This window comes from Aquimarina algiphila (assembly GCF_007489275.1).
Taxonomy (GTDB): Bacteria; Bacteroidota; Bacteroidia; order Flavobacteriales; family Flavobacteriaceae; genus Aquimarina; species Aquimarina algiphila.
Window position 1 is genome coordinate 70,674 of sequence record NZ_VLNR01000013.1, and the last position, 24,141, is coordinate 94,814.

Below are 24,141 nucleotides of genomic sequence, written 5' to 3' on the forward strand. Positions count from 1 at the left end.
AAAAAACTAACTCTTTTTCTTTACACCGATGAGAATGTCATTTTCTATATTAACAATGAGATTAAAGAATTCTTTCAAAATGGAATAATATTCTGTAGGATAGTAAGAGGAGTTAAATGTTATTCTATGAGTGATGATTAGTTTTTTCGGATTTTTTTGAAAACTAATACCAAGTTGACCTAATTTGTTAGGAATTTGATACAAAGAGTTCTTTGGAATGTCCACAAATTCATAGTTTTCGGGTAATTCTATTGAAACTAAGTAGGTGTATGTGTCTTTGTAACCAAAATCTATGGGGTAAGTTCTTTGGTTAAGTTTAAAAGGATTTTGTTTAAAAAAGCTTTTAGTAAATGGCTTAAGATAGAGTATGTCGTCTATTTTAGAAACATCATCTCTTGTAAAATCAAATTCAAACTCGATAGCTTTATCGTAGTTATTTTTGTTTTTAATATGTATATCTGTGATCGTTATTTCTGGATCCTGATTTTTAATATTATTAAGGAAGTGGTTCTCGCCTAATGCCTCTAATTTTTTTCTTTTGAAATGAGAATGATATCCAGAATAAAGATGTTTTGCTTTACCACTTATTTTTAAATCTTCATTAAGTACAATCTCTTCCTTAAAAAAATGAGCAGAAATTTGCTTAGGTTTTATATCAATCCATGAACTACCATTCTTAAAATCTAATAACCTACCATATTGATTTAAGCACCTAAATGGAACTTCCCCAAATACTAATGTTTTTTCTGTAGCATCTAATAAATAGGTTTTGTTATCTATTGAGAGTTGTACAATCAAGTAATTAAAACCAGAGATGACGGGATGTATTTTGGTAGCATAGCCATTATTTCTAGTAGATAAAAGTACAGGATGTACTGTAAATTTTTGCTGTTTTAAAATGTTGTGTAAGAGTATGTTGATGCCACTAACATTACCAACTTTTTCTTTAATTACCTCATTAATATTTACGTCTTTAAAGATTTTGTTTTTCTTATTCCATGTATAATTACTAGAGATGTATCTAAATATTTTTTTGGCTTTTTTTATATCATTAGGTGTAGCTTTTATACTATCAGGAAGAATCCCTTTTGTAATTGCTAGTTTTTTGAGTTGTACTCCTATCGCAACTTCTTTTTTGAGTTTGTTGTCAACATTTTCCCAGGTTTCTGTATATTTTTTATTTGTTCCATCAAAACCTTTAAACTCTTTCAATTCATAATCTATCCTTGAGAAGTAGTTCTCTTTGGCGGTCATATACTTTTCTTCCTTAAATGCCGGGATATTTTTCATTATGTATACATTATGAGAGCAATCAGCATGCCCTCCGCTAGAAACTTCTAAACATTTTTTGAGTATTGTAGATGTGTTAGTTTCTAGTTTTAGTGTCCCAACCAATTTTATATTATAGATATAATTCCCAGGAAGATCTGCAATATATTCGCTATATAGTTTTGGAATATCATCCTGAAAATCCCATCCATTAAATTTATACATAAATGGGGATGCTAGTTGGTATTTGTAGGTAAGTACTGATCCTGGCTTTACATTAGGAAAGGTGAACTTTACTAGTGTGTAATTTTCGTCATATGCTTCTGTGTAGATATTTTTCTTTTCTATTTTGGTTTTTGAGATTTCACCATTTTCCAAATTATAAGTGTACGCTTTTAAATCATCAAATTGCTCTTTTCCACTCTTGTTTTTGAATAATAATACACTTACAGTTGCCTGATCAAACCCCTTCTCATTAAGTATTTTAATCTTTGCTTCATAATCGGTAAGCAGGTCATAATTTCCTCCGTTCTCAACTCTACTAAACCCTTTTTCATATATGAAAAAGGCATTTGCAGTACTGTCTTTTTTGTAAATGGTGTTCTCTAAGTCAGCCTTACTAACCAGCATATTTGCGCTGTTATAAGTTTCTTGAGAATATGTAAAAAAAAATGAAAGAGTTAAAAAGATTAATAGTGTTAGGTTTTTAATCATTTTTTGGTAGTTTGATAATCTTTAATTTTTTATGCTGGCGCACGTAGCTCTGAATAATATGTTGGGCGTCCCTGTTGTGGGTCATCGGAGTGATAATTGTTCTTAAAATATCGATATTTTGTATTTGATGATTAAGATTAAAATATCCAATGCCTTTAAACCTACCATTTTCTACGAGTATTATACTTTGTTCATCAATATCTCTTCCTCTATCCACAATAACCATATCTTGACTTTGAAAAGAACTATTGAAAATTAATTTTTGTGCTCGAATATTGTACTCTTCAGGAGATTCATTATTGATGCAAGCTCCAAGACATTTTTTTATGGTGTAATTAAAGCAATTGCTTTTACCATTATCTAATCCCATTAATTTTTGACAAAGATTATATTCTTCTGTCCATCTATGCATGTAAGATTTGGCTTGTTGTCTATTAGAAAAAGTAGTAATACTGTTTTTTTTAGAATCTACTTTGCCTACTGTTAAATTTATATACCCATTATCATCTGTAAAATGATATAATGCCTGGTCAAATTTAGTTTTGCGTAAAGCTCTATTGTATCTTGGTTTATTGCGTTTTATTTCTTCGCTCTCTTTTAATAGAGCAAGTAATTCACTTCCTGTAATTTCATGGGTTACAGTTACCACCTCTTCTTGTATTCTTTTGGATTTTCTATTATCGTTAGTGAAATGCTGATTGAGACGCTTTTTAATGTTTTTACTTTTACCAATATATATAATAGTTCCGTCCTCGCGATGCATATAATATACTCCTGTGGCGTTAGGTGCTTGTTCTATAAGTTTAAGAAGTTTGTCATCAACCTGGCGTTTGGTTTCTGTTCTAACGGTGTCGGTGATTATGGTTTTTTCCAGATCTTTTGATAATAATAGTTTAAATAGTTTTACTGTTGCCAAAGCATCTCCATTTGCTCTATGTCTGTCAGAAAGTGGTATTCCTAGTCCACGAACAAGCTTACCTAAACTATATGATTCTTGATCTGGAATTAGCTTTTTAGAAAGCTCTACGGTACACAATGATTGTCTTTCGAATTCAAACCCTAATCTGGAAAATTCGGTTTTTAAGATTCTATAGTCAAAACTGGCGTTATGAGCAACAATAACACAGTCTGTGGTGATTTCAACAATTCTTTTTGCTACTTCATAAAACTTTGGAGCATTACGAAGCATTTGATTGTTTATTCCTGTAAGATTAGCAACAAATGGTTGTATAGGTCTTTCAGGGTTGATAAGACTAATAAATTGGTCAATTACACTATGTCCGTCAAATTTATATATAGCAATTTCGGTAATTCCTTCTTCATTATATTTTCCTCCTGTAGTCTCTATATCTAAAATTGCATACATATATAATGTCTGTCGTAGCGGTTACGTTTTTTTGTTTTTGTTAAATTAAAATTATTTGCTGTTTATCCATAATTTCTGGCTCCAAAGATAGAACTTCCTATTCGAACCATGGTACTACCGCAATCAATTGCTGTTTTATAGTCTCCGCTCATGCCTATGGATAAGGTTTCTAGATAAGGATATTTAGGTTTTAACGTTCTAAACAGCACAGCTATTTTTTCAAATTCAGCTTTTATTTGTTGTTGGTTATTAGTAAAAGTAGCCATCCCCATTAGCCCTTTAATACTAATATTAGTGAGGTTTTTTAATTCTTCAGAATCTAGTAAATTAATGATGTCTTCTGTATATAAACCAAATTTACTTTCTTCCTCAGCAATTTTAACCTGTAAGAGACAATCGATTACTCTATTGTGTTTTTTTGCTTGCTTGTCAATTTCTTTAAGAAGTTTATAGCTATCTACAGCATGAATGAGATTTACAAAAGGAGCCATGTATTTAACTTTGTTAGTCTGTACATGACCAATCATATGCCAATTAATGTCTTTTGGCATATTTTCCCATTTTTCAGCCATTTCCTGAATCTTATTTTCGCCAAAAATGCGTTGTCCGGCTTTATAAGCAGTCATTAGATCAGAAATAGGTTTGGTCTTGGATACAGCAACCAGAGTAACTTCTTTTGGAATTGAAGTTTGTATGTTGTGAAGATTTCTTTCGATGTCATTCATAAGCTACAAAGATATCTAAAAAAACCATTTTTACTCTAAAACTCATATATAGTAATGCCGCTTCTAAGTTTGGGTTCAATATAAGTGCTCTTGGGAGGCATTGTTAATCCTTCGTCTGCAATTTTTTTCATTTGAGCTACCGAAGCAGGAAATAATCCAAATCCAACTTTAAACTCTTTGGAGTCGACCATGCTTTTGATATATACGATGTCTTTTTTACCATGTGCGTAATCAATTCTAGTATCACTTCGTACATCTTTTATTGCTAATATAGGATTCAATACTGTTTGGTAAAGCACTTGTGCATCCAATTCCTCAAGTGCATTAGTAAATTCATAAGTTGTTTTTCTAAGATATAAGGAATAAAACTCACCATCCAGATACATGCTGAAATGATGGGGTTTTGAAGGTTTGTAAACTTCGATTCCTCTATTTTCAATTCGAAACCACTCATCTAACCGAATTAAAAACTCTTCTTTTGATAATCCATTAAGATCTTTAACTAATCTATTAAATTCATAGATTTTTAAATCTGATTCGGGAATCAAATAACTCATAAAAAAATTATAAGCTTCATTACCAGTATGCTCAGAATTATGCGTTTTTAAATCTTGTGCCAATAATTGAGAAGAAGCAGAGCGGTGATGTCCATCAGCAATATAAATTGTCTGAATCAAAGAGAAAGCTTCTTTTATTTCTTGGATAGAATTTTTATTATCTATTTTCCAGAGATAATGGGTGTCTCGATTTGTGGTTGTGAATTCATATTCTGCTCTATGCTCAATGGTTTCATTAATAATTTTTGCAATTGTGGGATTGTCAGGATATGTGAGTAATACAGGTTCTGCATTAAATCCTACTGTTTTTAGATATTCTTTGAAGGTGTTTTCGCGATATTGTATGGTGTCTTCGTGTTTTTTGATAATGTCATTTTCATAATCTTCAGCACTAGCGGCCGCAATTATACCACAAAAAGATTCATGCTCACGATTTACAATTTTATAAATATAATAGCAAGGAGTGTCTTCCTGTATAAAGATTTCGTCTTCTTTAAATTCTAAATACCTATTACGAACTAATTTATAACGTTCTTCGCCTGATATTTCCTTCTGATATTTATATCCTGGGTTTACAATATGAAGAAAAGAATAAGGATTATAATCCATTCGCGAGTCTCGTTCAAAGGGAGTGTAGCTTTGGTATGATCTGGAAGCTACTAAGCTTACTTTATCTCGTGTTGGCCGTACAGCCTTAAACGGAAGGATTTTTGTCATTAATTGATATTTATAAATTCTGTTGGATCAAGATATCCAGAAGTTTCTTCAGAATAACCACCTCCGATATCCATAAAGATATCATCTCTTATCTCCAAATGCAAGTGTGCCCAATATATACCATGTGCATTACCAATAGTTCCTATTAAGGTTCCTTTTTTTACAAAATCACCTTCTTCTATATGTATAGTATCACAGTGGGCATATATCGATTCATAATATTTCCCTTTGTATTTATGTATAATTCGGATAACATTACCCCATCCTCCTTTTATATCTTTTGCAAAAGATATATATCCATTTCCAATAGCGTAAATAGGATCTCCTAAATCGGTATTACCTCCACCAACGCCATTCCAGTCGTCGCCTAAATGGTTGTTTTCTTTGAACTTTTGAGCGTTATAATACCCTTTAGCGTTTGGCTTACCTACTGGATATTCAAAATCACTAGCAATCCAGTCAGGGTTTTTCTTAAATAAAGTGTCGTATTTTTGGTATTGATTCTGGACTAAGGCAGGGTTTGTTTTTTTATTTATGTTTTGAGTAACAGAATAACTTTTTGTTTCATTTTTGCAGGACAAAAATGAAGATAAGATTACTATAACAATTACTAAAGGTATTTTCATTTTTGGATTATAATAACTTTTTTCCTCAAACCTCAAACCTCAAACCTCAAACCTCAAACCTCAAACCTCAAACCTCAAACCTCAAACCTCAAACCTCAAACCTCAAACCTCAAACCGTTGGTTATATAAACTGTTTTGCTACATGCTCTGCTTTTCTACTTTGGCTATAATCATAGAACCCTTCACCATTTTTTACACCGAGTTTACCAGCCATAACCATATTCACTAATAATGGACAAGGAGCATATTTAGGGTTTTTGAAACCATCATACATTACATTGAGGATAGAAAGGCATACGTCAAGGCCAATAAAATCAGCAAGTTGAAGTGGTCCCATAGGATGAGCCATACCTAGTTTCATAACCGTATCTATTTCTGCAACACTTGCCACGCCATTATATAACGTTTCAATAGATTCATTGATCATAGGCATTAGAATGCGATTTGCTACAAATCCAGGATAGTCATTTACTTCAACAGGGGTTTTGCCTAATGTTTTTGATAACTCCATGATTGTATTCGTCACTTCATCAGAAGTATTGTAACCTCTAATAATTTCAACAAGTTTCATGATAGGAACAGGGTTCATAAAATGCATTCCGATAACCATTTCGGGACGATTTGTTACTGCCGCAATTTGAGTAATTGATATTGATGAGGTATTCGATGCTAAAATAGTTTCATCAGAACATGCATCATTTAATTCTTTGAATATCTTAAGCTTAAGATCAATATTTTCTGTGGCTGCTTCAACAACAAGTTCAGCATATTCTACTCCGTCTTTAACATTAGTAAACGTAGATATATTTCCCAGAGTAGCTTCTTTATCAGCTTCTGATATTTTTTCTTTAGCAATCATTCTATCCAAATTCTTTGTAATAGTCGCTAAACCTTTATCCAAAGACTGTTGTGATATATCGATTAATTGTACTTTAAATCCTTTTTGAGCAAAAGTATGTGCAATACCATTTCCCATAGTCCCAGCACCAATTACTGCAATGTTTTTCATGTGTGTATTGTTTATTTATATGAGTGTGTAAATTTTGTATTAACGCTAGAAACAGTCAATGATTTTTAATGCTACTTCTAACGCTTTTTTTCCTTGTTCTAATGAAACGATAGGAATTGAGTCATTTTTTATAGCTTCGGCAAAAGTATCTAGTTCATCCAATATTGCATTATTAGAAGGTACATTAGGGTTGTCAAAATATATTTGTTTTTTGATGCCTTCTGCGTTTTGTAAAATCATGGCAAAATCATCAGGAGTTTCTGGTGCATCTTTCATCTTGACAACCTCACATTTTTTCTCAAAGAAATCAACAGAAATGTATGCGTCACGTTGAAAAAATCTAGATTTTCTCATATTCTTTAACGAAATTCTACTAGCTGTAAGATTAGCTACACAGCCATTTTCAAATTCGATACGAGCGTTTGCAATATCCGGAGTTTCACTAATTACTGAAACGCCACTAGCACTAATATGTTTTACTTCAGAATGAACAACACTTAGAATAGCATCAATATCATGAATCATAAGATCCAAAACAACAGGAACATCTGTTCCCCTGGGATTAAACTCTGCTAATCTATGAGATTCAATAAACATAGGGTTGTCTATTTTGTTAGCGACAGCAGTGTATGCAGGATTAAAACGTTCTACATGACCTACTTGTCCTTTAACACCATGTGTATTTGCCAGCTCAATAAGTTGTTGAGCTTCTGCGACAGTATTGGTGATTGGCTTTTCTATAAAAACGTGCTTACCTGCTTTAATAGCTTGTTTTGCTACTTCAAAATGAGCAAAAGTTGGGGTTACTATATCAACCACATCAACAGCATCTATGAGTTCTTCTACAGAATTGAATAATTGATATCCAAACTCTTCAACGATAGATTTAGCCTGACTTTGACTAGCATCATAGAAACCTATAAGATTGTAATTTTCTGACTGTTCTAAAAGACGTAAATGGATTTTACCAAGGTGTCCCGCACCGAGTACTCCGGCTTTGAGCATAATTCAAGATTTTACACAAAAATAGTATTATTTATAAATTTTAAATCCTAATTATATCTAAAATCTAAAATTTTAATTCTAAAAGGGGAATAAGTTGTAAATACTTCAACTAAATGTTTTTTAAATGAGCATTTTTAGAATATATAAAAACGATAATTTTTGTTTTATTTGTTTTCGAAATCATAAATTATTATACTCTTAATTCTATAAATAATTGATCTAATTGCAAAGAGTAAATTTTTGTAATATTTTCAACTCAAAATATTAAAACAGATAAAATGTTTATGTAATTTTAGCCCTCTAAATAACCATCAAGATAGTGAAAGATACCCTTAGACATGCCGGAAAAAGAAAACAGTTAGTTGAAGTATTAATTAAGAAAGGAATCAAGAATAAAGCTGTGCTATCTGCTATAGAAAAGATACCCAGACATTTATTTATGGATTCTGGGTTTGAAGATCATGCTTATCAGGATAAAGCTTTTCCTATAGCTGCAGATCAAACAATTTCTCAACCTTATACTGTAGCTTTTCAAAGTGAATTATTGGAAATCAAAAGGGGGGATATGGTATTAGAAATAGGAACAGGATCGGGCTATCAGACAGCTGTATTATGTGAATTAGGAGCAAAAGTTTATAGTATTGAACGCCAAAAAGAATTGTTTAAAAAAACAAAATTGTTTTTAACCAAACTTGGATGCCGCCCTAAGCATTTATCGTTTGGTGATGGGTATAAAGGCTTATCAGAGCATGCACCTTATGATGCAATTATCGTGACAGCGGGTGCTCCTTATGTTCCTAAACCATTATTAAGCCAATTACAAATTAATGGAAGGTTGGTAATCCCCGTAGGAGAAGATGTACAAATTATGACTCTTTTTATTCGCAAAAGTGAAACTGAATTTGAAAAGCGAGAGTTTGGAGAATTTAGATTTGTTCCTTTATTAGAAGATAAGAATTGATCAAGTTTGTATTATGAAAAAAACTGAAATAATTTTAGGAGCCTTAATTATTTTTGGAATCTTACTATTTGTATTGAACTTTCCTTTTGGAGCTATTATTGCAATATTGTCTCTTGTAACACTTTCTGGTTTCTATTTCTATTTTAGTTTTGCATTACTTAATGGAGTGAAGTTTCATGAAATGTTTAGAAAAGAATCCTTCAGAGGAATTCCCGGGGTCAGAATTTTTGCTACAATAGGAGCAGGGATAGGGTTTTCAATCATAGTTTTAGGGATACTTTTTAAAATATTTAAATGGCCTTTTGCGAATCAAAATTTGTTGATCGGAGGGGGGATAACATCCGTAATTTTAGTAGTGAGCTTGATAAAACTATGGTTAGGAAAGAAAGAGGTGTATGCGGGAATACTTTTAAGATCAGTTGTGTTAGGAGTGGTGTGTTGCTTATTGTTTTTAATGCCGAGTTCTATATTGATGCAGTTAAAATATAGAGATTACCCTAATTATGTTGAAACCTTGAAAGAATTGGATGCAGATCCGGATAATGTTCTTTTACAAGAAAAAGAACGTCAGGAATATAATAGAATTAATGGAATAAGATAAATAAGAATATAATCAAGTTATCTAAAATCTTTTTTAATACGATCCAGAGCTCTTTTATTATCACGATCTTTAATCGTTTCCCTTTTGTCATACATTTTTTTACCACGAGCAAGTGCAATATTTAACTTGGCTAATCCACGATCATTAATAAATAAACGGGTAGGGATAATGGTTAATCCAGAATTTTTTACTTCTTTTTCTAATTTTTTTAATTCTTTTTTATTCAGAAGTAATTTTCTTTCACTTTTGGGGTTGTGATTAAAATATGTGGCATGTGAATATTCTTCTATATGCATGTTGATTACAAAAAGCTCACCGTTATTAAATTCACAAAAACTTTCTGCAATACCTGCTTTACCTTCGCGTATTGCTTTGATTTCGGTTCCAGCTAATTTAATTCCTGCTGTATATTTATCCAGAAATTCATATTCGAATTTTGCTTTACGGTTGAGTATATTGATTTTATTTGGATTCATGTTTGTGAATTCGAGATGCTTTTATAAATGAATGCAAAAGTACAAAGCTTTCTCGAAAGAAAGCTTTACATCAAAAGTGAATATTTTAAATACTTTCTATGGTTCTTGAAATTGTATTGTGGCAATCTTACCATTGGGACTTAACAGAAGCTCCATTACCAAACTTATTTTTTCAAATTCTGCCGTGTAGCTATTGATATTTTCTGCTGTCTGTATGAAAGTAAGTTTTTTTAGGTTTCCAAATTGCTCATGACATCCATTCACAAAACGTTTCACTCCTTCTTTTGTCATCGTTTCTTGCATTTCGGGAGTATATAACGCAAAAATGGCATCTACATTCTGCGCATTAAAGTTTTCTTGAAAAGCTTTTATAGTATTTTCATATGCAGTAGCATCCTGAGCTAGGATGTGCTGAGTAGAAAAACAAATTATAAGCAGAACTATATATTTCATAGCATTAACATTTGGGGTTTTGAAAGTGCAAAATAATTATCTTTTTTAAGATTTAAAAAAATAAGGCTAAAAAACAGATAATTACCTAATCCTCTTTTTGGGGTATAAAAAGTGAAGTTAATGAGTAAGTATGTTATATGGGTACCGTCTAATAGGGCGATAAACACTATTGAATTTTGTGTGACCTTAATTTTTATGTAATTGGGGGTTTAACAAAATTGTGACAGTAATTTATCCTGTAAAGTTTAATTTAGTTTTTTTAATGATTGTTATGAAAAGGTATTCACTTTTATTATTGATTATAGTTTTAGCTTCATTCACTTTGGTTTTGCCCCAGTTTTCTGCAGCAGAAATTATAGATAAAGCTATAGATCATGCTGGAGGTCATAGATTTGATAATGCAATTATGCATTTTACATTTAGAGGAAAACAATATAGAAGTGAAAGAGGAGAAGGAATCTATGCATTAGAAAGATTTGTGGATGGACCAAATGGATTGATTCATGATATTGTGAGTAATGCTGGTTTGAAGCGTACTATTGAAAATTGTCCTGTGGAAATTACTGATTCATTAGTAACCAGAATTAGTGATGGGGTAAATTCTGTGCATTACTTTGCAAACTTACCTTATGGACTTAATGCTCCTGCCGTACAAAAAGAGTTAATAGGCGAATCAACTATTGATAATGAAGGGTATTATAAGATCAAAGTCACTTTTGCTCAAGAAGGTGGAGGAACTGATTTTGAAGATGAATTTTTATATTGGATAAATAAAGAAGATTTTACAATAGATTATCTAGCTTATAAATATGCAGTTAATGGAGGAGGAATACGTTTTAGAGAGGCATATAATTCAAGGGTTATTAATGGTATACGGTTTGTGGATTATAAGAATTATAAAACAGACGATCTAAAAACTCCATTAGAAAAACTAGATCAATTATTTGAGCAGAAACAACTGAAGTTACTTTCGAAAATAGAGCTAGAAGATATTTATGTGTATCTTGAAAAGGATATCGTTAATTAATTGTAAGTACAGTATCTGTAATAATATCTCCAGTAATTTTTATAATAAATACTTTGCCATAAACTTTCTCATCAATTGCACTATATTTTTCTTTACCCATGATTTTGTTTACAAAAGCAGGAGTAGTATTGCTATGACCAACAACGACAACTGTTTTTCCTTTAGTTTTTTGCTGAAACTCAGGATCATTTAGATTTCTGGGATCATATAGTGTTACTTGTAAATTTTTACTTTTTGCTATAGGTTCAGCGGTTTTTTGAGTTCTGATATAATCAGTAGAGTATATCATATCAATAGTAGTGTCAACAAGCATTTTCGCCCAGTTTTCTGCCCTTGCGTTTCCTTCATCCGTAAGTTTAGGATTCCTGTTTTTGGGATCACTAAGGTCTTTTTCGGCATGTCGTATAAAGAAATACGTAGTTGTAAGATCCTGTGATGCTCCTGTGTTCTGAGCTAAACTTAAAAATGAAGAAAGAAAAATGCTTAAAACTAATATTGCTCTCATAATATAATGTAACTATTAAATCAGATACGAAAATAACTATTACAAAAGTAATAAACGGTTATTTTCGTATCTGATTGGATTATTCTAACATTCCCATTTGCCAAATAACAATGATCATAGACAGAATGGCTATGATAAAAAATCCTATATAGATATAGGTATAGGAGCTTCTCTTTTTGTTAGAGGAGCCCAAATCGCCAGAAGATCTCATATGGCTTGGTTTTATGTGGTTGCATGTTTATATAAGACCCCATAAAAATATAAATGTTACACTTTTTGTGGTTTTAATTGTGAAATTCTTTCTTCAAAACTGGATGCTGCAATTGGTTCTTCGATATTTTTGAATAATTCCATGAGTTGAGTATCATGATTCCAACGTTTTTGCTTTAATAAATTAAAGTGTACAAAAGTACTCCACAATATAGCTTTTAATTCAGTTTTGTCTTGATTCCACATTCTGATTTCTACATGCAATTGATTCTCTGTGTGTCGGATCAGTTGAGAATCTATAATTACATTTTCCATTAATAAGGCAGGTTTGATATATGCAATCTGGTTTGTGCCGACTACCCAACTTATACCTTTTGTCTTTGCTAGTGTGAAAATATCAAGATTGTAATATTTGTCAATTTGATCCTCTCGGGCATTGATCATATAATTGATATAAGCAGCGTTGTTCAGGTGATTAAAAGGGTCGCAATCCTGAAATCTTATTTTTGCTTTACTTTCTAGTACTTTAAGTAATTTCATATGTCTGTTATTTATTAATTTTAATAATATACCAATTGGTATATTGTAGATTAAAAAAAAGTTATTATTTAAGTTCGTTGTTAATTATTTCATCAACTTGATCCATAGTTTCCAGAAGATAACTGTTATCTTCTAGGGTATGCGTCATAAAAATAGCACCAATAATCATTGTGTATAATCTTTTTGCATATAATATAGGGTCTATTTTAGAGTTTATCTCTCCATGTTTTTGGCCGTTTTCAATAATCTTTGCAAGATTACTTTTTATTTTTGTGATTGTATATCTTACCCGTTCGAGTAATAAAGGGTTTTGATGTTTGGCATCTACTCCCATATTTAGAACCGGACAACCTCCTAATTCTTGACTGTAGTTATAATAATTTCGATAAAAATCGGTAATTAGAAATAATTTTTCCAGAGAAGAGTTACTTAAAGATTGGTGATCTGTGATCCTGCGAAGCATATTCTTTACTGTAGCATTAAATGCAGCAACAGCTAATTCTTCTTTATTTTTAAAGTTACCATAAATAGCGCCTTTAGTTAATCCTGTAGCCTTAGTGATATCACTAAGACTTGTAGCTGCGTATCCATTTTTATTAAAAATTGGCGCAACGGTCTGAATAATAAATTCTGTTGTCTGTTCGGCTTTTGTAAGCATTTCTTAGTAAAATGAGTTTAAATGTACAAAAAATATACCTATTGGTATATTTTAAAGTAAAATAATTTTTAGATAATTAAAAAACAGAAAAAAGTAAAGTTGCTAATTATGACCTAGGTTGCCATAAATACCATCGAGAGGTTCTATTTTTGTAATGCTTTTTGGTAAGTTACAAGCATCTTCAATTTCCATATCCTGATAACGTAATAATAAATCAAATTTTTTGAGAGCACTTTGCGCTTGATCACACCCAACATTCACATTTCTTACATTATTTGTTTTAATCTCTTTAGGTCGATTACTTCTATTTTCAAAGTCTTTAAATTGGCATTTTATAACGTTTCTTTCTTTGAAATAGAAACGCTCTTCAAGAGTTAATATAACATCTACAAGTTGACGCTTTCCTGATTTACTTCTTTCATAATCCTTGTACGAGATCTTATGTGTTGCGTACTGGAAGAATAGTTCATCATCCCAGATATAGAATTCATCACGATATTTTACATGCCCTTTGGTATGAGTATGTATGATGTGTTTTAGTTCATTACCATTGTAATAAAAAGTAAGACCTCCTTTTTCTATTGCTTCTTCACAAGAGTATTCTGTATGATGTTGTCTTAGAGTGTTTGTGTCTACTAATTCTCTGATTAATTGATATTTATTGCGAATATCAGATAATGCTCCTTTTCTGGTTTGGCCCAGGGAGATAAATGAGGTCAGAAGAAGTACTAATACTATAGTTGGTTTCATTGAGGGAGCAATGTACTCAAAACCTCTTTTTTTTCATTATTTAGTTATTAACCATGTAGGAATAATTTTGTTAATATCTACGGTAAAACCGTAATTCATGCAGTCTAACGATATCTACTTTTTTTATTTTTTTGTTTAAAAATATACAAGCAATCTACTTTTTCCAGGTAGATTGCTTGTTTTGTCATAAGATTCAGGGGATTTTTCCCGGTCAAGAAACTAAATTCTCTTGATTTCTAAAAACTAAATTATTATCAAATTCATCTAGTAGGATTATGTTTTCAGTAGATACTTTGCCTGCTAGAATTTCTTTTGATAGCTTGTTTAGTACTTCTTTTTGTATTGTACGTTTAACGGGTCTTGCTCCAAACTCTGGCTGGAAACCTCTTTCTGCGAGATATGTTATTGCTTGTTCTGTGGCATCCAAAGTAATTTGTTGTTCCACTAACATTTTTGAAACATGTTTTAGTTGAAGTTTTACAATCTCCTTTATGTTGGATTTGGTTAATGGAGAAAACATCACAATGTCGTCTATTCTGTTTAGAAACTCTGGACGAACAGCTTGTTTTAGTAATCCAAGAACTTCAACTTTGGCCGCTTCCATCGCAGAATCCATATCTTTAATAGTTTCAAATTTTTCCTGAATGATATGGCTCCCGATATTACTGGTCATAATGATGATGGTATTTCTGAAATCGGCTGTTCTACCTTTGTTATCTGTTAATCGACCTTCGTCTAATACTTGTAAGAGTACATTAAATGTATCAGGGTGTGCTTTCTCTATTTCATCGAGTAATACCACAGAATATGGTTTTCTTCTTACAGCTTCAGTTAATTGTCCTCCTTCATCATATCCAACATATCCTGGAGGAGCTCCCATTAATCTGCTTACAGAGTGTCGCTCTTGATATTCACTCATGTCTATACGAGTAATGGAGCTTTCATCATTAAAGAGATATTCTGCTAAAGCTTTTGCTAATTCAGTTTTACCCACTCCTGTAGTTCCGAGAAATAAGAACGATCCAATGGGTTTTTTCTGATCCTGTAAACCGGCTCGACTTCGACGTACTGCATCACTAACTGCTTGTATGGCTTCAGTTTGACCAACAACTCGTTTTTGAAGTTCTTCTTCTAATACAAGTAATTTTTCTCGTTCGCTTTGTAGCATTTTGGTAACGGGTATGCCTGTCCATTTGGCAACAACTTCTGCGATATCATCATTGGTAACTTCTTCTTTGATAAGAGAAGATTTACTCTGTTGTTCATTTAGTTGTGTTTGAAGTTCGTCCAGTTTTTCCTGTACTTCTTTTATTTTTCCATAACGTAATTCTGCAACTTTCCCATAATCACCATTTCGCTCTGCTCGTTCAGCTTCAAGTTTATATTCTTCTATATCTGTTTTGGCATTTTGTATGGCATCAACGACTTCTTTTTCACTTTGCCATTTTGAGAAAATTTCATTACGTTCTTCCTTGATATTAGCAAGATCAGCATTTAATGTTTTTAATTTTAGATGATCATCTTCTCGTTTTATAGCTTCGATTTCAATCTCGAGTTGCATAACTTTTCGATCTAATACATCTAATTCTTCAGGTTTTGAGTTGATTTCCATTCGTAATTTAGAAGCAGCTTCATCCATTAAGTCAATAGCCTTGTCGGGTAAAAACCTGTTAGTTATGTAGCGCTGGGATAATTCAACTGCAGAAATGATGGCTTCATCTTTTATACGAACTTTATGATGTGTTTCGTATTTTTCTTTAATACCTCTAAGAATTGAAATAGCACTTTCTGTATCTGGTTCATCCACAACTACCCTTTGAAAACGTCTTTCTAAAGCTTTATCTTTTTCAAAATATTTTTGGTATTCATCTAGTGTTGTAGCTCCTATCGCTCGTAACTCTCCTCTTGCTAAAGCTGGTTTAAGGATGTTGGCGGCATCCATTGCCCCTTGGCCACCGCCGGCACCTACCAAAGTATGTATTTCGTCAATAAATAGTACAATATCTCCATCGCTAGAGGTTACTTCTTTGACTACAGATTTTAAACGTTCTTCAAATTCACCTTTAAATTTTGCGCCAGCAATTAAGGCACCCATATCCAGAGAAAAAATTTGTTTATCTCTCAGGTTTTCTGGAATATCTCCAGCAATAATTCGATGTGCTAATCCTTCTGCAATAGCAGTTTTACCAACACCAGGTTCTCCAACCAGCATTGGGTTGTTTTTGGTACGACGAGATAAGATTTGTAGCACTCTTCTAATTTCCTCATCACGGCCAATTACAGGATCCAATTTCCCGCTTTCTGCCATTTCATTAAGGTTTTTGGCATATTTGCTTAATGCTTGATATGTCTCTTCTGCGTTTTGAGATGTTACTCGTTCTCCTTTTCTTATTTCGCTAATGGCTTCGGTAAGATGTTTTTCTGTGACTCCTTGATCTTTTAGGATTTGTGCGATCTTACTTTTTGATTTAAAAATTGCAATGACTAAATGTTCGATAGAAACATATTCATCGTTCATCTTTTTTGCAATGATGCTAGCTTCGTTTAATGAAGAACCGGCTTCTCGAGACAATTGCAATTCTCCTCCGCTTACTTTCGGAAAACTTTCTAACGTACTATCTAAAACTTGTTGCAATAGATTAATATTTACATTGAGTTTTTTAAGTAGAAATGGTAAAACATTTTCGTCTACATTAAAAATGGCCTTAAAAATATGTTCATTTTCTATTTGCTGATGTCCGAACCCTTGAGCAAGTTGTTGTGCTTGCTGTATGGCTTCTTGTGATTTTATGGTGAAATTATTAAAATTCATAGGGTTATATTTTGAGTTCTAGTGTAGGAAATCAAATAATATTCCGACAATAAAAACACGTCAAAATGTCTGTTTTTTCTCGAGGTTTACTGACTTTTTGGCTAAATGTAAAGTTAAGGGTTTTACAACGACAAATAAATAATTATAGTCAGTTTTAAAATGCATTTGACTAAGTTTGCAATAATTTAGTATAAGAAATAACAATGGGAATATTAGGTAAATTATTTGGATCTGAAGAGAAAGAATCTAAAGAAGAAAAACAAGCTCTACCATGGCAAGAGCTTAATTCGATACCTCAATTGGATAAAATAGCAGAAGCTTCAAAGACTAAAACACAAGCAATTTTTAAACATTCTACACGATGTGGAATTAGTAGAATGGTGATTAGAAATTTTGAAAGTAGTTTTGATCTAGCAGAGAGTCAGGTAGATCTTTATTATTTGGATTTATTGAATCATAGAGATGTTTCTTCAGAGGTGTCTGCAAAATTTCAGGTTTTTCATGAGTCACCACAATTTATTGTAATTCGCAATGGAGTAGTGGTTCATCATTCTTCACATAGTATGATTACACCTCAGGTTTTACATCAATATATTTAAAAAACATTTTTGCTTTTTTCATCTAGAAATGGGCATATTGTTTTATTAGAATTTCTAGACTCAAACATTTTTATGAATAGGTGAGTTGACATTTTTCGGGCTCTTCTTTTTGCAAGTTCTACTTTTTCTCCAAAAAAGAGTTTATCAAGTGTTTCTATCCATATGTTAAGCCAAATACCAAAGTGTTTTTCTGTAATAGTACCCTTAAAAACTTGATCGACTTCTTGGTGTACTTTGATAGGATTACCTTTATATTTTGCAACAAATAAAAGATTGGTTTCCCAGAAGTCAGTTAACCTTTCTAGATGTGCATCCCAATCCTGGATTACATGATTAAAAAGAGGACCAAGTGTAGGTTCTTCTCTAATTTTTGAATAGAATGAGGTGATTAATAGATAAACATCATCTCTACTCCTTATATCACTTTTCATAGACTCAAATTTTCAATATTCATAAGTCTGTTAGTTTATATGAGACTTAAAAGGATAATAACGCTATTAATAAGTAAACTAACTATTAGTAAATTAAATACTATTTTGGCTTTCATTTGAGCTAAAATAGAGGCGTTAAATGTCATGCACGCGATCACACAAAGAGAAAGTTCTATAACTTGTGCTGTAGATCGATCTTGCATAAGAATAACCATTGCAGCAACTGATCCCAGACAACTGGAAAGTATGATCATTAATGGTATATATGCCATATACATTTCTTTGAAATCTTTTAATAACCTTGAATACATAACAATAGATTTTAGATATATATTACAAAGGTATTTCAAGGAAGAGGTATGGATTTATGATCAAGATCATAAAGCTAGTACAACCACTGATTTATCGATAAACTTTTCGATTTTTGATTAAAAGTTCTCCTTTTTGCTCTAACTTTTTAATGCTCCTTATTACAGTTTCTACACGTAATCCGGTTAAATCGGCAAGTTGTTGTCTTGTGAGTTCTACTTTATATGTTTTTGAAGATGTTATTTGGGGATCATTATTCTTTTTAAAATAATCTAATATTCTTAAAATACGATGCTCTGGTTCCTGAGTTGATATTTCTGAAACCATAATAGCTTTGTAATACAAACGAGAAGCAAGTGTGCTGGTAAATTTATAATGAATCTTAGGGTTTTCTTCTAAGAGTTTTAAAAATTTCTCCTTGGATAATTGCCAAACCTCAGAATCTATAATTGCTTCTGCATTCGCAGGGTATTTGAAATCTGAAAATAAAGGAGGTTCACCAAAACTCTTTTCTTTTACAAAAATACCTTGTATGTACTCTTTGCCTTCTTCATTATAGTTATTCATTTTAATCTCGCCAGCATGCACCTGATAATAATAGCGAGCTATAGTGCCTTCTTCAAAAAGTTGTTCACCTCGTTTATATTTTTTTAAAACAGCCCCCGAGTTAAGTAATTTTTCATTATCTATCATGCTAAATTTTTCTATGGATCATATTATCCGTCAAAATTCAATAGTGATATGGCTAATACTATAAGAAATCTTGTTGTGCAAGACAAGAGGTCTATCGTTACTATTTAAAACGATAATTAGTAATAATATTCTTTAGTTTATTTTTTAAATCTTCACCTGAGTCATAAACCATTTGCTCATTAGATGGAAATTGAACTGCTTTAAGTCCCAGATATCCCAGTAAACCATCTTCTAATGCACGTTTATCACCACTATAATTGGCATAAATATGTTGAAATACATATTCACTAGATATAGGGAAAGTTTCTAAAAGTTGTCTGGTTCTAAGATTTCTGTATTGAACATTACCCACTACATTCGCTGCTTTAAACTGAGTGAATTCATAATACTCGCAACGAACTTTTACCATTTTATCTACTTTTACTTTTTCCCCTTTATCATCTACCACTATTTCATCATTTTCATCTAGTAAATATTCCCAACCATCTTTAACTAGTTTTTCCTTTTCTAGTTGACGTTCTTTTATCTGTTCTGGAGAGATATTAATTTCTCTCAAGGAAACTTCCATTGCATAATCATATTTTACAGAACGTTGAGGTTGGCTATGATATACTGTCCATAAATCATCAAGACCATACGTACCAAAATTTAGCAAATCACTTTCTAATCTTCTTGGGATAATGACGTCTGTGTTATTTTTCATAGTAACTCTTACAAAATCTGTCCCTTTGAGATGAGCTTCTTCTATCATCTCTTTTGTATTCTTATAGTTAGGGGTGATTTTATCAAGGTATATTAAATCATCATATACCGCTCTGTAATCTGATTTTTGTTTTGCAGAGGATAAAAGTGTTTTAGCATTATCAAAAAGGTACTTAGAAAGTTTATCTTTTGTACTTATAATTCTCTGATCATAATTATCGATAGAAAAATTTGCATTACGTCCTTCTTCTACAAGGTAAAGTGGTAGAAGAGGCTTGATACGTTCTTGTCGACTTTTTAAAGTAGTATATGTATTAAAAATACGTTCTAAATTTGCAGGATTCCCTTCTTTTTCTAAGTAGGCTACAGCATTTTTATCTCTCTCAATAACTTTTGCATATGCCTGTTCTAACATAAGAATATAAGGTTGCTTACCCTTTTTATCTTTATTGGTCTTAAGTTTGTTTAAAGCAATATTTATAGCTTGATCGTAGTTTCCTGTATTAAGTGCTTTTTCGGTTTTCTTTACACTGCTACAAGAAACAGCAAAAACAAATGTGAGTACCAGAAGTAATAGTTTTTTCATGTCAATAGTATTTTGATTGGGGTCATAAAATCAACTTTAATGCCAAAAGATAATAAAAAAAACCTCGAAATTGAGTTTTCCGAGGTTTTATAACGGTTGCGATTATTTTATTTTTTGAAAACAGGAAGTAATTTAGTAGAAACTTCTCCAAACCCAATACGTACTCCATTCTTTTCACAATACCCTCTTATAGTCACGGTATCATTATCTTCAACAAATTTACGACTTCCACCAGAATCTAACTGAACTGGTTTCTCTCCTCGCCAGCTTAATTCTAACATAGAACCATAAGATTCTGGAGTTGGACCTGATAAAGTTCCACTTCCCATCATGTCTCCAGAATTAACGGGACACCCATTTATGGTATGATGTGTGAGTTGTTGTGCCATATTCCAGTACATATGTTTAAAATTACTTCTGGATATGATAGTTTCTTTTTCTTTTTCTGGTTGAATAGCTACTTCAAGATTGATGTCAAAACTCTTTTTGCCTTTATATTGAAGATAGGGCAGTTGTTTTTTTAATGGTTTTGGACCCTCAGTTCTATAAGGTTCTAATGCATCAAGAGTAACAATCCATGGTGATATTGATGAGGCAAAGTTTTTACCTAAAAAAGGACCAAGAGGTACATATTCCCATTTTTGTATATCTCTTGCACTCCAATCATTAAAAAGCACCATCCCAAAAATATAATCCTCAGCTTCTTCAATAGGGATTGGTTCTCCCAATTGATTTGCATCTGTAGTTATAAATGCCATTTCAAGTTCGAAATCGACTAATCTCGAAGGACCAAAAATTGGCTCTGTAGCACCATTAGTTAGTTTTTGACCTTGCGGACGATGAACAGGAATACCAGATGGAATTATAGAACTACTTCGTCCATGATACCCAACAGGCATATGTAACCAATTAGGAAGTAGAGCATTTTCTGGATCTCTAAACATCTTTCCTACATTTGTAGCATGCTCAATACTACTATAAAAATCAGTATAATCTCCAATGCTAACAGGTAATTGCATTTCGATTTCATCTAGAGAGAATAATACTTCTTTTCTATGTTTTTCATTGTTTTTTAGACTGTCATTGGTAGCGTCAAAAATATCCGCAATTCTATTACGAACTAACCTCCATGTTTTTTTTCCGTCAGAAATAAAGTCATTTAAAGAATCTTGTAAAAAAATATCATCGGTTAAAGGAATTCCTTCAAAATAACCCAACTGATGAAGAGCTCCTAAGTCAATAGCAGTATCACCAATACGTGTTCCTATGGTAATAATATCATCCCTGGTAAGGAAAACACCAAAAGGAATATTCTGAATTGGAAAATCAGTTTTAAGAGGGGTTTTAATCCACGTTTTTCTATCTGGATAATTTGCGGTTATGGGCATTATTGTTTTTTTAATAGATTGTTGGTAATTCTTAAAATCAAATATATAATTTTCGCTCGTTTAAAAATTTTTAATTGTGTGAAAATTAATTAAAATTTTACAAAAGAATATAATTGATTGTAATAATAATATTTATTAAGCCTTCTTATTGAAGAGTCTTCTCGATAAGAGTAGTAAAAATAGATAATATACAATTCTCTTATCTGCTATGTTGTTAAGAAAATGTTCATATTTATTACTATTCATTTCATCTAATTTAATGAATGTATTTCCTATTTTTGCACTTTTATTAACAAATTGAGAATACATGCAACGCGACGAACAAATTTTTGATTTAATTCAGGACGAAAGAGAACGTCAGATCAACGGATTAGAACTTATCGCTTCAGAAAATTTTGTAAGTGAACAAGTGATGGAAGCTGCCGGATCTGTACTAACTAATAAATATGCCGAGGGATATCCCGGAAAACGTTATTATGGCGGATGTGCAGTAGTAGATGTTGTAGAACAGATTGCTATTGATCGTGCAAAAGAATTGTTTGGAGCAGAGTATGCTAATGTGCAACCACATTCTGGCTCGCAAGCGAATACTGCGGTATATCATGCATGTCTTAAACCTGGAGATAAAATATTAGGTTTTGATCTTTCTCATGGAGGACATTTGACTCATGGGTCTCCGGTTAATTTTTCAGGAAAATTATACAACCCGGTTTTTTATGGTGTAGAAAAAGAGACGGGAGAATTAAATTATGACAAGATTCAGGAAATTGCGACAACAGAAAAGCCACAAATGATCATTGCCGGAGCGTCTGCATATTCAAGAGAAATCGATTATAAAAGATTTAGAGAGATTGCAGATAGTTTAGGTGCAATTCTTATGGCTGATATTGCACATCCAGCAGGCTTAATAGCAAAAGGTGTTATTTCTGATCCTGTTCCGCATTGTCATGTAGTAACGACGACTACACATAAGACGCTTAGAGGTCCAAGAGGAGGGTTGATCCTTATGGGTAAAGATTTTGAAAATCCTTTTGGAATTACTTTAAAAAGTGGAAAGAAGCGTATGATGTCTTCTTTGTTTGATAGTGCTGTTTTTCCAGGAAATCAAGGTGGACCTTTAGAGCACATCATTGCTGCAAAAGCTATTGCGTTTGGAGAGGCGTTAACCGATGAATTTTTGCACTATATAGTACAAGTAAAGAAAAATGCAGCGGTTATGGCTGAAGCATTTGTGAAAAAAGGATATGAAGTGATTTCTGGAGGTACAGATAATCATATGATGTTAATCGATTTACGTAATAAAGGAGTAACAGGGAAGCAGGCTGAAGAAGCTCTTGGTGTTGCAGAAATTACTGTAAATAAAAATATGGTACCTTTTGATGATAAATCTCCATTTGTTACTTCAGGAATTAGAATAGGTGTGGCTGCAGTTACTACACGCGGACTTGTAGAAAATGATATGCTTGCTATTGTAGAATTAATTGACAAAGTAATTGTTAATGTAGAGAATGAAGAAGCATTACATGATATTGCTAACGAAGTAAATGCTATGATGGCAGACAAACCATTATTTATAGCTTAGCAGATTAATTATAATAATTAAAGCGCATTGTCTTATTAGTAGATAATGCGCTTTTCGTATTTAATACGATAGATTTACATTATTATCTATTAGAAACGGCGAATAGTATCAGTTTTTCACTAGAAATAGGGTAGTTTACATATTTTATATTCCTGATCTTTGGATTCATTATAAAATATAATTTGATCTAGAATTATCCCCAATAATAAATTTGCTGGTAAGGAAGTTTTTAACGAATTATGTATTTAAATTTGGATTGGTTATCACCATAGAGTTATGAAAAATATAAAATTACTCATATTCGTATTGATATTGCCTTTTATTGGTATATCACAGAATATAGATGAATCTATTCTAAAAATTAGGAAAGAGTTTCAACGTATCAATTCGAGTACAACATTAAAAAAGATTGATTTGAATAATGAAGAATTTATGGAATATATACCAGATGGAGGAGGTCAGATTACTGGTTTTTTTGAGAGTGATCATTTGGTGAAAATTACTGAATGGATGGGACCTTCTTATGGAGTTATCATAACAGATTATTACTTAAAAGACGGGGACGTGTTTTTTGCGTATCAGCGGGAAAATAAGTTTAAGGATGTTTTTGATGAATCAGGAGAATGGATGCATTTTGATACATCTAAACTCGAAATTAAATTTGAAGGAAGATATTATTTTGAAAATTATAAACTTATAAAAGAACTCAATAAAGGAAAGCCTTTATTTGAAAGAACTTTTAAGGAAACTGAATTTCTTGAACAAGCTAATATATATGCCGAGATATTAAGAAAATCAAGGATTATGAAAAACAAAAAGAATTAGACTCTCTTTTTATTCAAAATGTAATATTCTAGAACAATACAGATG

26 protein-coding genes are annotated in these 24,141 nt (G+C 32.0%); 7 read left to right on the forward strand and 19 right to left on the reverse strand.

What is annotated here, in order from left to right:
- Positions 1-6: 6 nt before the first annotated feature.
- The 7 genes from FOF46_RS08465 to FOF46_RS08495 all read right to left on the reverse strand — a co-directional run bounded on the left by FOF46_RS08465 (position 7) and on the right by FOF46_RS08495 (position 7,988).
- Positions 7-1,983, reverse strand: a complete 1,977-nt coding sequence (locus tag FOF46_RS08465) for a DUF3857 domain-containing protein (RefSeq protein ID WP_143916150.1) — start codon at positions 1,981-1,983, stop codon at positions 7-9.
- Positions 1,976-3,349, reverse strand: coding sequence for an exonuclease domain-containing protein (locus FOF46_RS08470; RefSeq protein WP_109439169.1), 1,374 nt, complete (start codon positions 3,347-3,349; stop codon positions 1,976-1,978). Before FOF46_RS08470 ends, FOF46_RS08465 begins: the two co-directional genes overlap by 8 nt.
- A gap of 62 nt (positions 3,350-3,411) precedes the next feature.
- The gene (locus tag FOF46_RS08475; RefSeq protein ID WP_143916151.1) at positions 3,412-4,074 is read right to left on the reverse strand and encodes a YggS family pyridoxal phosphate-dependent enzyme; all 663 of its coding nucleotides are present in this window, start codon (positions 4,072-4,074) and stop codon (positions 3,412-3,414) included.
- A 35-nt stretch (positions 4,075-4,109) separates the two neighbouring features.
- Positions 4,110-5,348, reverse strand: coding sequence for a DUF1015 domain-containing protein (locus FOF46_RS08480; RefSeq protein WP_143916152.1), 1,239 nt, complete (start codon positions 5,346-5,348; stop codon positions 4,110-4,112).
- The gene (locus tag FOF46_RS08485; protein WP_143916153.1) at positions 5,348-5,974 is read right to left on the reverse strand and encodes a M23 family metallopeptidase; all 627 of its coding nucleotides are present in this window, start codon (positions 5,972-5,974) and stop codon (positions 5,348-5,350) included. Before FOF46_RS08485 ends, FOF46_RS08480 begins: the two co-directional genes overlap by 1 nt.
- Before the next feature lie 121 nt (positions 5,975-6,095).
- Positions 6,096-6,983, reverse strand: coding sequence for a 3-hydroxybutyryl-CoA dehydrogenase (locus FOF46_RS08490; RefSeq protein WP_143916154.1), 888 nt, complete (start codon positions 6,981-6,983; stop codon positions 6,096-6,098).
- Positions 6,984-7,028: 45 nt separating this feature from the next.
- Positions 7,029-7,988 carry a Gfo/Idh/MocA family protein gene (locus FOF46_RS08495; RefSeq protein WP_143916155.1) on the reverse strand — a complete coding sequence of 320 codons (960 nt, stop codon included), beginning with the start codon at positions 7,986-7,988 and terminating at the stop codon, positions 7,029-7,031.
- A 319-nt stretch (positions 7,989-8,307) separates the two neighbouring features.
- Between FOF46_RS08495 and FOF46_RS08500 the strand changes: the two genes are divergently transcribed.
- Both FOF46_RS08500 and FOF46_RS08505 read left to right on the forward strand, forming a co-directional pair.
- Positions 8,308-8,949 (forward strand): protein-L-isoaspartate(D-aspartate) O-methyltransferase, encoded by a 642-nt coding sequence (locus FOF46_RS08500; protein ID WP_143916156.1) that lies wholly within the window; start codon positions 8,308-8,310, stop codon positions 8,947-8,949.
- 13 nt (positions 8,950-8,962) lie between these two features.
- Positions 8,963-9,550, forward strand: a complete 588-nt coding sequence (locus FOF46_RS08505; protein ID WP_109439162.1) for a hypothetical protein — start codon at positions 8,963-8,965, stop codon at positions 9,548-9,550.
- 17 nt (positions 9,551-9,567) lie between these two features.
- Here FOF46_RS08505 and smpB read toward each other — a convergent pair whose 3' ends face one another.
- A complete protein-coding gene (gene smpB, locus FOF46_RS08510) occupies positions 9,568-10,026 on the reverse strand; it encodes an SsrA-binding protein SmpB (protein WP_109439161.1) in 459 nt (152 codons plus the stop codon).
- A 96-nt stretch (positions 10,027-10,122) separates the two neighbouring features.
- Positions 10,123-10,479: a DUF3887 domain-containing protein gene (locus FOF46_RS08515; RefSeq protein ID WP_143916157.1), complete on the reverse strand. Its 357-nt coding sequence runs from the start codon at positions 10,477-10,479 to the stop codon at positions 10,123-10,125.
- Between the two features lie 271 nt (positions 10,480-10,750).
- Between FOF46_RS08515 and FOF46_RS08520 the strand changes: the two genes are divergently transcribed.
- Positions 10,751-11,506 (forward strand): DUF6503 family protein, encoded by a 756-nt coding sequence (locus tag FOF46_RS08520; RefSeq protein ID WP_109439233.1) that lies wholly within the window; start codon positions 10,751-10,753, stop codon positions 11,504-11,506.
- Here FOF46_RS08520 and FOF46_RS08525 read toward each other — a convergent pair.
- The gene (locus tag FOF46_RS08525) at positions 11,499-12,011 is read right to left on the reverse strand and encodes a SixA phosphatase family protein (RefSeq protein ID WP_109439159.1); all 513 of its coding nucleotides are present in this window, start codon (positions 12,009-12,011) and stop codon (positions 11,499-11,501) included. The genes FOF46_RS08520 and FOF46_RS08525 overlap by 8 nt on opposite strands.
- Positions 12,012-12,108: 97 nt before the next feature.
- Between FOF46_RS08525 and FOF46_RS31450 the strand changes: the two genes are divergently transcribed.
- On the forward strand, positions 12,109-12,267 hold the full coding sequence (locus tag FOF46_RS31450) for a hypothetical protein (RefSeq protein WP_160114396.1): 159 nt from the start codon (positions 12,109-12,111) through the stop codon (positions 12,265-12,267).
- 11 nt (positions 12,268-12,278) lie between these two features.
- Here FOF46_RS31450 and FOF46_RS08530 read toward each other — a convergent pair whose 3' ends face one another.
- From FOF46_RS08530 to clpB, 4 genes are all read right to left on the reverse strand, one after another.
- Positions 12,279-12,761, reverse strand: a complete 483-nt coding sequence (locus FOF46_RS08530; RefSeq protein ID WP_109439158.1) for an acyl-CoA thioesterase — start codon at positions 12,759-12,761, stop codon at positions 12,279-12,281.
- Between the two features lie 64 nt (positions 12,762-12,825).
- The gene (locus FOF46_RS08535) at positions 12,826-13,419 is read right to left on the reverse strand and encodes a TetR/AcrR family transcriptional regulator (protein WP_109439157.1); all 594 of its coding nucleotides are present in this window, start codon (positions 13,417-13,419) and stop codon (positions 12,826-12,828) included.
- Between the two features lie 102 nt (positions 13,420-13,521).
- Positions 13,522-14,169, reverse strand: a complete 648-nt coding sequence (locus FOF46_RS08540; protein ID WP_109439156.1) for a hypothetical protein — start codon at positions 14,167-14,169, stop codon at positions 13,522-13,524.
- Positions 14,170-14,380: 211 nt separating this feature from the next.
- A complete protein-coding gene (gene clpB / locus FOF46_RS08545; protein WP_109439155.1) occupies positions 14,381-16,981 on the reverse strand; it encodes an ATP-dependent chaperone ClpB in 2,601 nt (866 codons plus the stop codon).
- A 203-nt stretch (positions 16,982-17,184) separates the two neighbouring features.
- Here clpB and ytxJ point away from each other — a divergent pair, with 203 nt between their 5' ends.
- Positions 17,185-17,580, forward strand: coding sequence for a bacillithiol system redox-active protein YtxJ (ytxJ, locus tag FOF46_RS08550; RefSeq protein ID WP_143916158.1), 396 nt, complete (start codon positions 17,185-17,187; stop codon positions 17,578-17,580).
- Here ytxJ and FOF46_RS08555 read toward each other — a convergent pair.
- The 5 genes from FOF46_RS08555 to fahA form a co-directional block, all read right to left on the reverse strand.
- The gene (locus FOF46_RS08555; RefSeq protein WP_143916159.1) at positions 17,577-18,011 is read right to left on the reverse strand and encodes a group III truncated hemoglobin; all 435 of its coding nucleotides are present in this window, start codon (positions 18,009-18,011) and stop codon (positions 17,577-17,579) included. The two genes, ytxJ and FOF46_RS08555, sit on opposite strands and share 4 nt — an antisense overlap.
- Before the next feature lie 35 nt (positions 18,012-18,046).
- Positions 18,047-18,322 carry a hypothetical protein gene (locus FOF46_RS08560; protein WP_143916160.1) on the reverse strand — a complete coding sequence of 92 codons (276 nt, stop codon included), beginning with the start codon at positions 18,320-18,322 and terminating at the stop codon, positions 18,047-18,049.
- Positions 18,323-18,413: 91 nt separating this feature from the next.
- Positions 18,414-19,013 carry a Crp/Fnr family transcriptional regulator gene (locus FOF46_RS08565; protein ID WP_143916161.1) on the reverse strand — a complete coding sequence of 200 codons (600 nt, stop codon included), beginning with the start codon at positions 19,011-19,013 and terminating at the stop codon, positions 18,414-18,416.
- A 100-nt stretch (positions 19,014-19,113) separates the two neighbouring features.
- Positions 19,114-20,301 (reverse strand): hypothetical protein, encoded by a 1,188-nt coding sequence (locus FOF46_RS08570; protein WP_109439150.1) that lies wholly within the window; start codon positions 20,299-20,301, stop codon positions 19,114-19,116.
- A gap of 107 nt (positions 20,302-20,408) precedes the next feature.
- Positions 20,409-21,689: a fumarylacetoacetase gene (fahA, locus tag FOF46_RS08575; protein ID WP_109439149.1), complete on the reverse strand. Its 1,281-nt coding sequence runs from the start codon at positions 21,687-21,689 to the stop codon at positions 20,409-20,411.
- A 307-nt stretch (positions 21,690-21,996) separates the two neighbouring features.
- Between fahA and glyA the strand changes: the two genes are divergently transcribed.
- Complete coding sequence (glyA, locus tag FOF46_RS08580) at positions 21,997-23,271, forward strand: serine hydroxymethyltransferase (protein WP_143916162.1); 1,275 nt, start codon at positions 21,997-21,999, stop codon at positions 23,269-23,271.
- A gap of 276 nt (positions 23,272-23,547) precedes the next feature.
- On the forward strand, positions 23,548-24,096 hold the full coding sequence (locus tag FOF46_RS08585; protein ID WP_143916163.1) for a hypothetical protein: 549 nt from the start codon (positions 23,548-23,550) through the stop codon (positions 24,094-24,096).
- Positions 24,097-24,141: the final 45 nt, after the last annotated feature.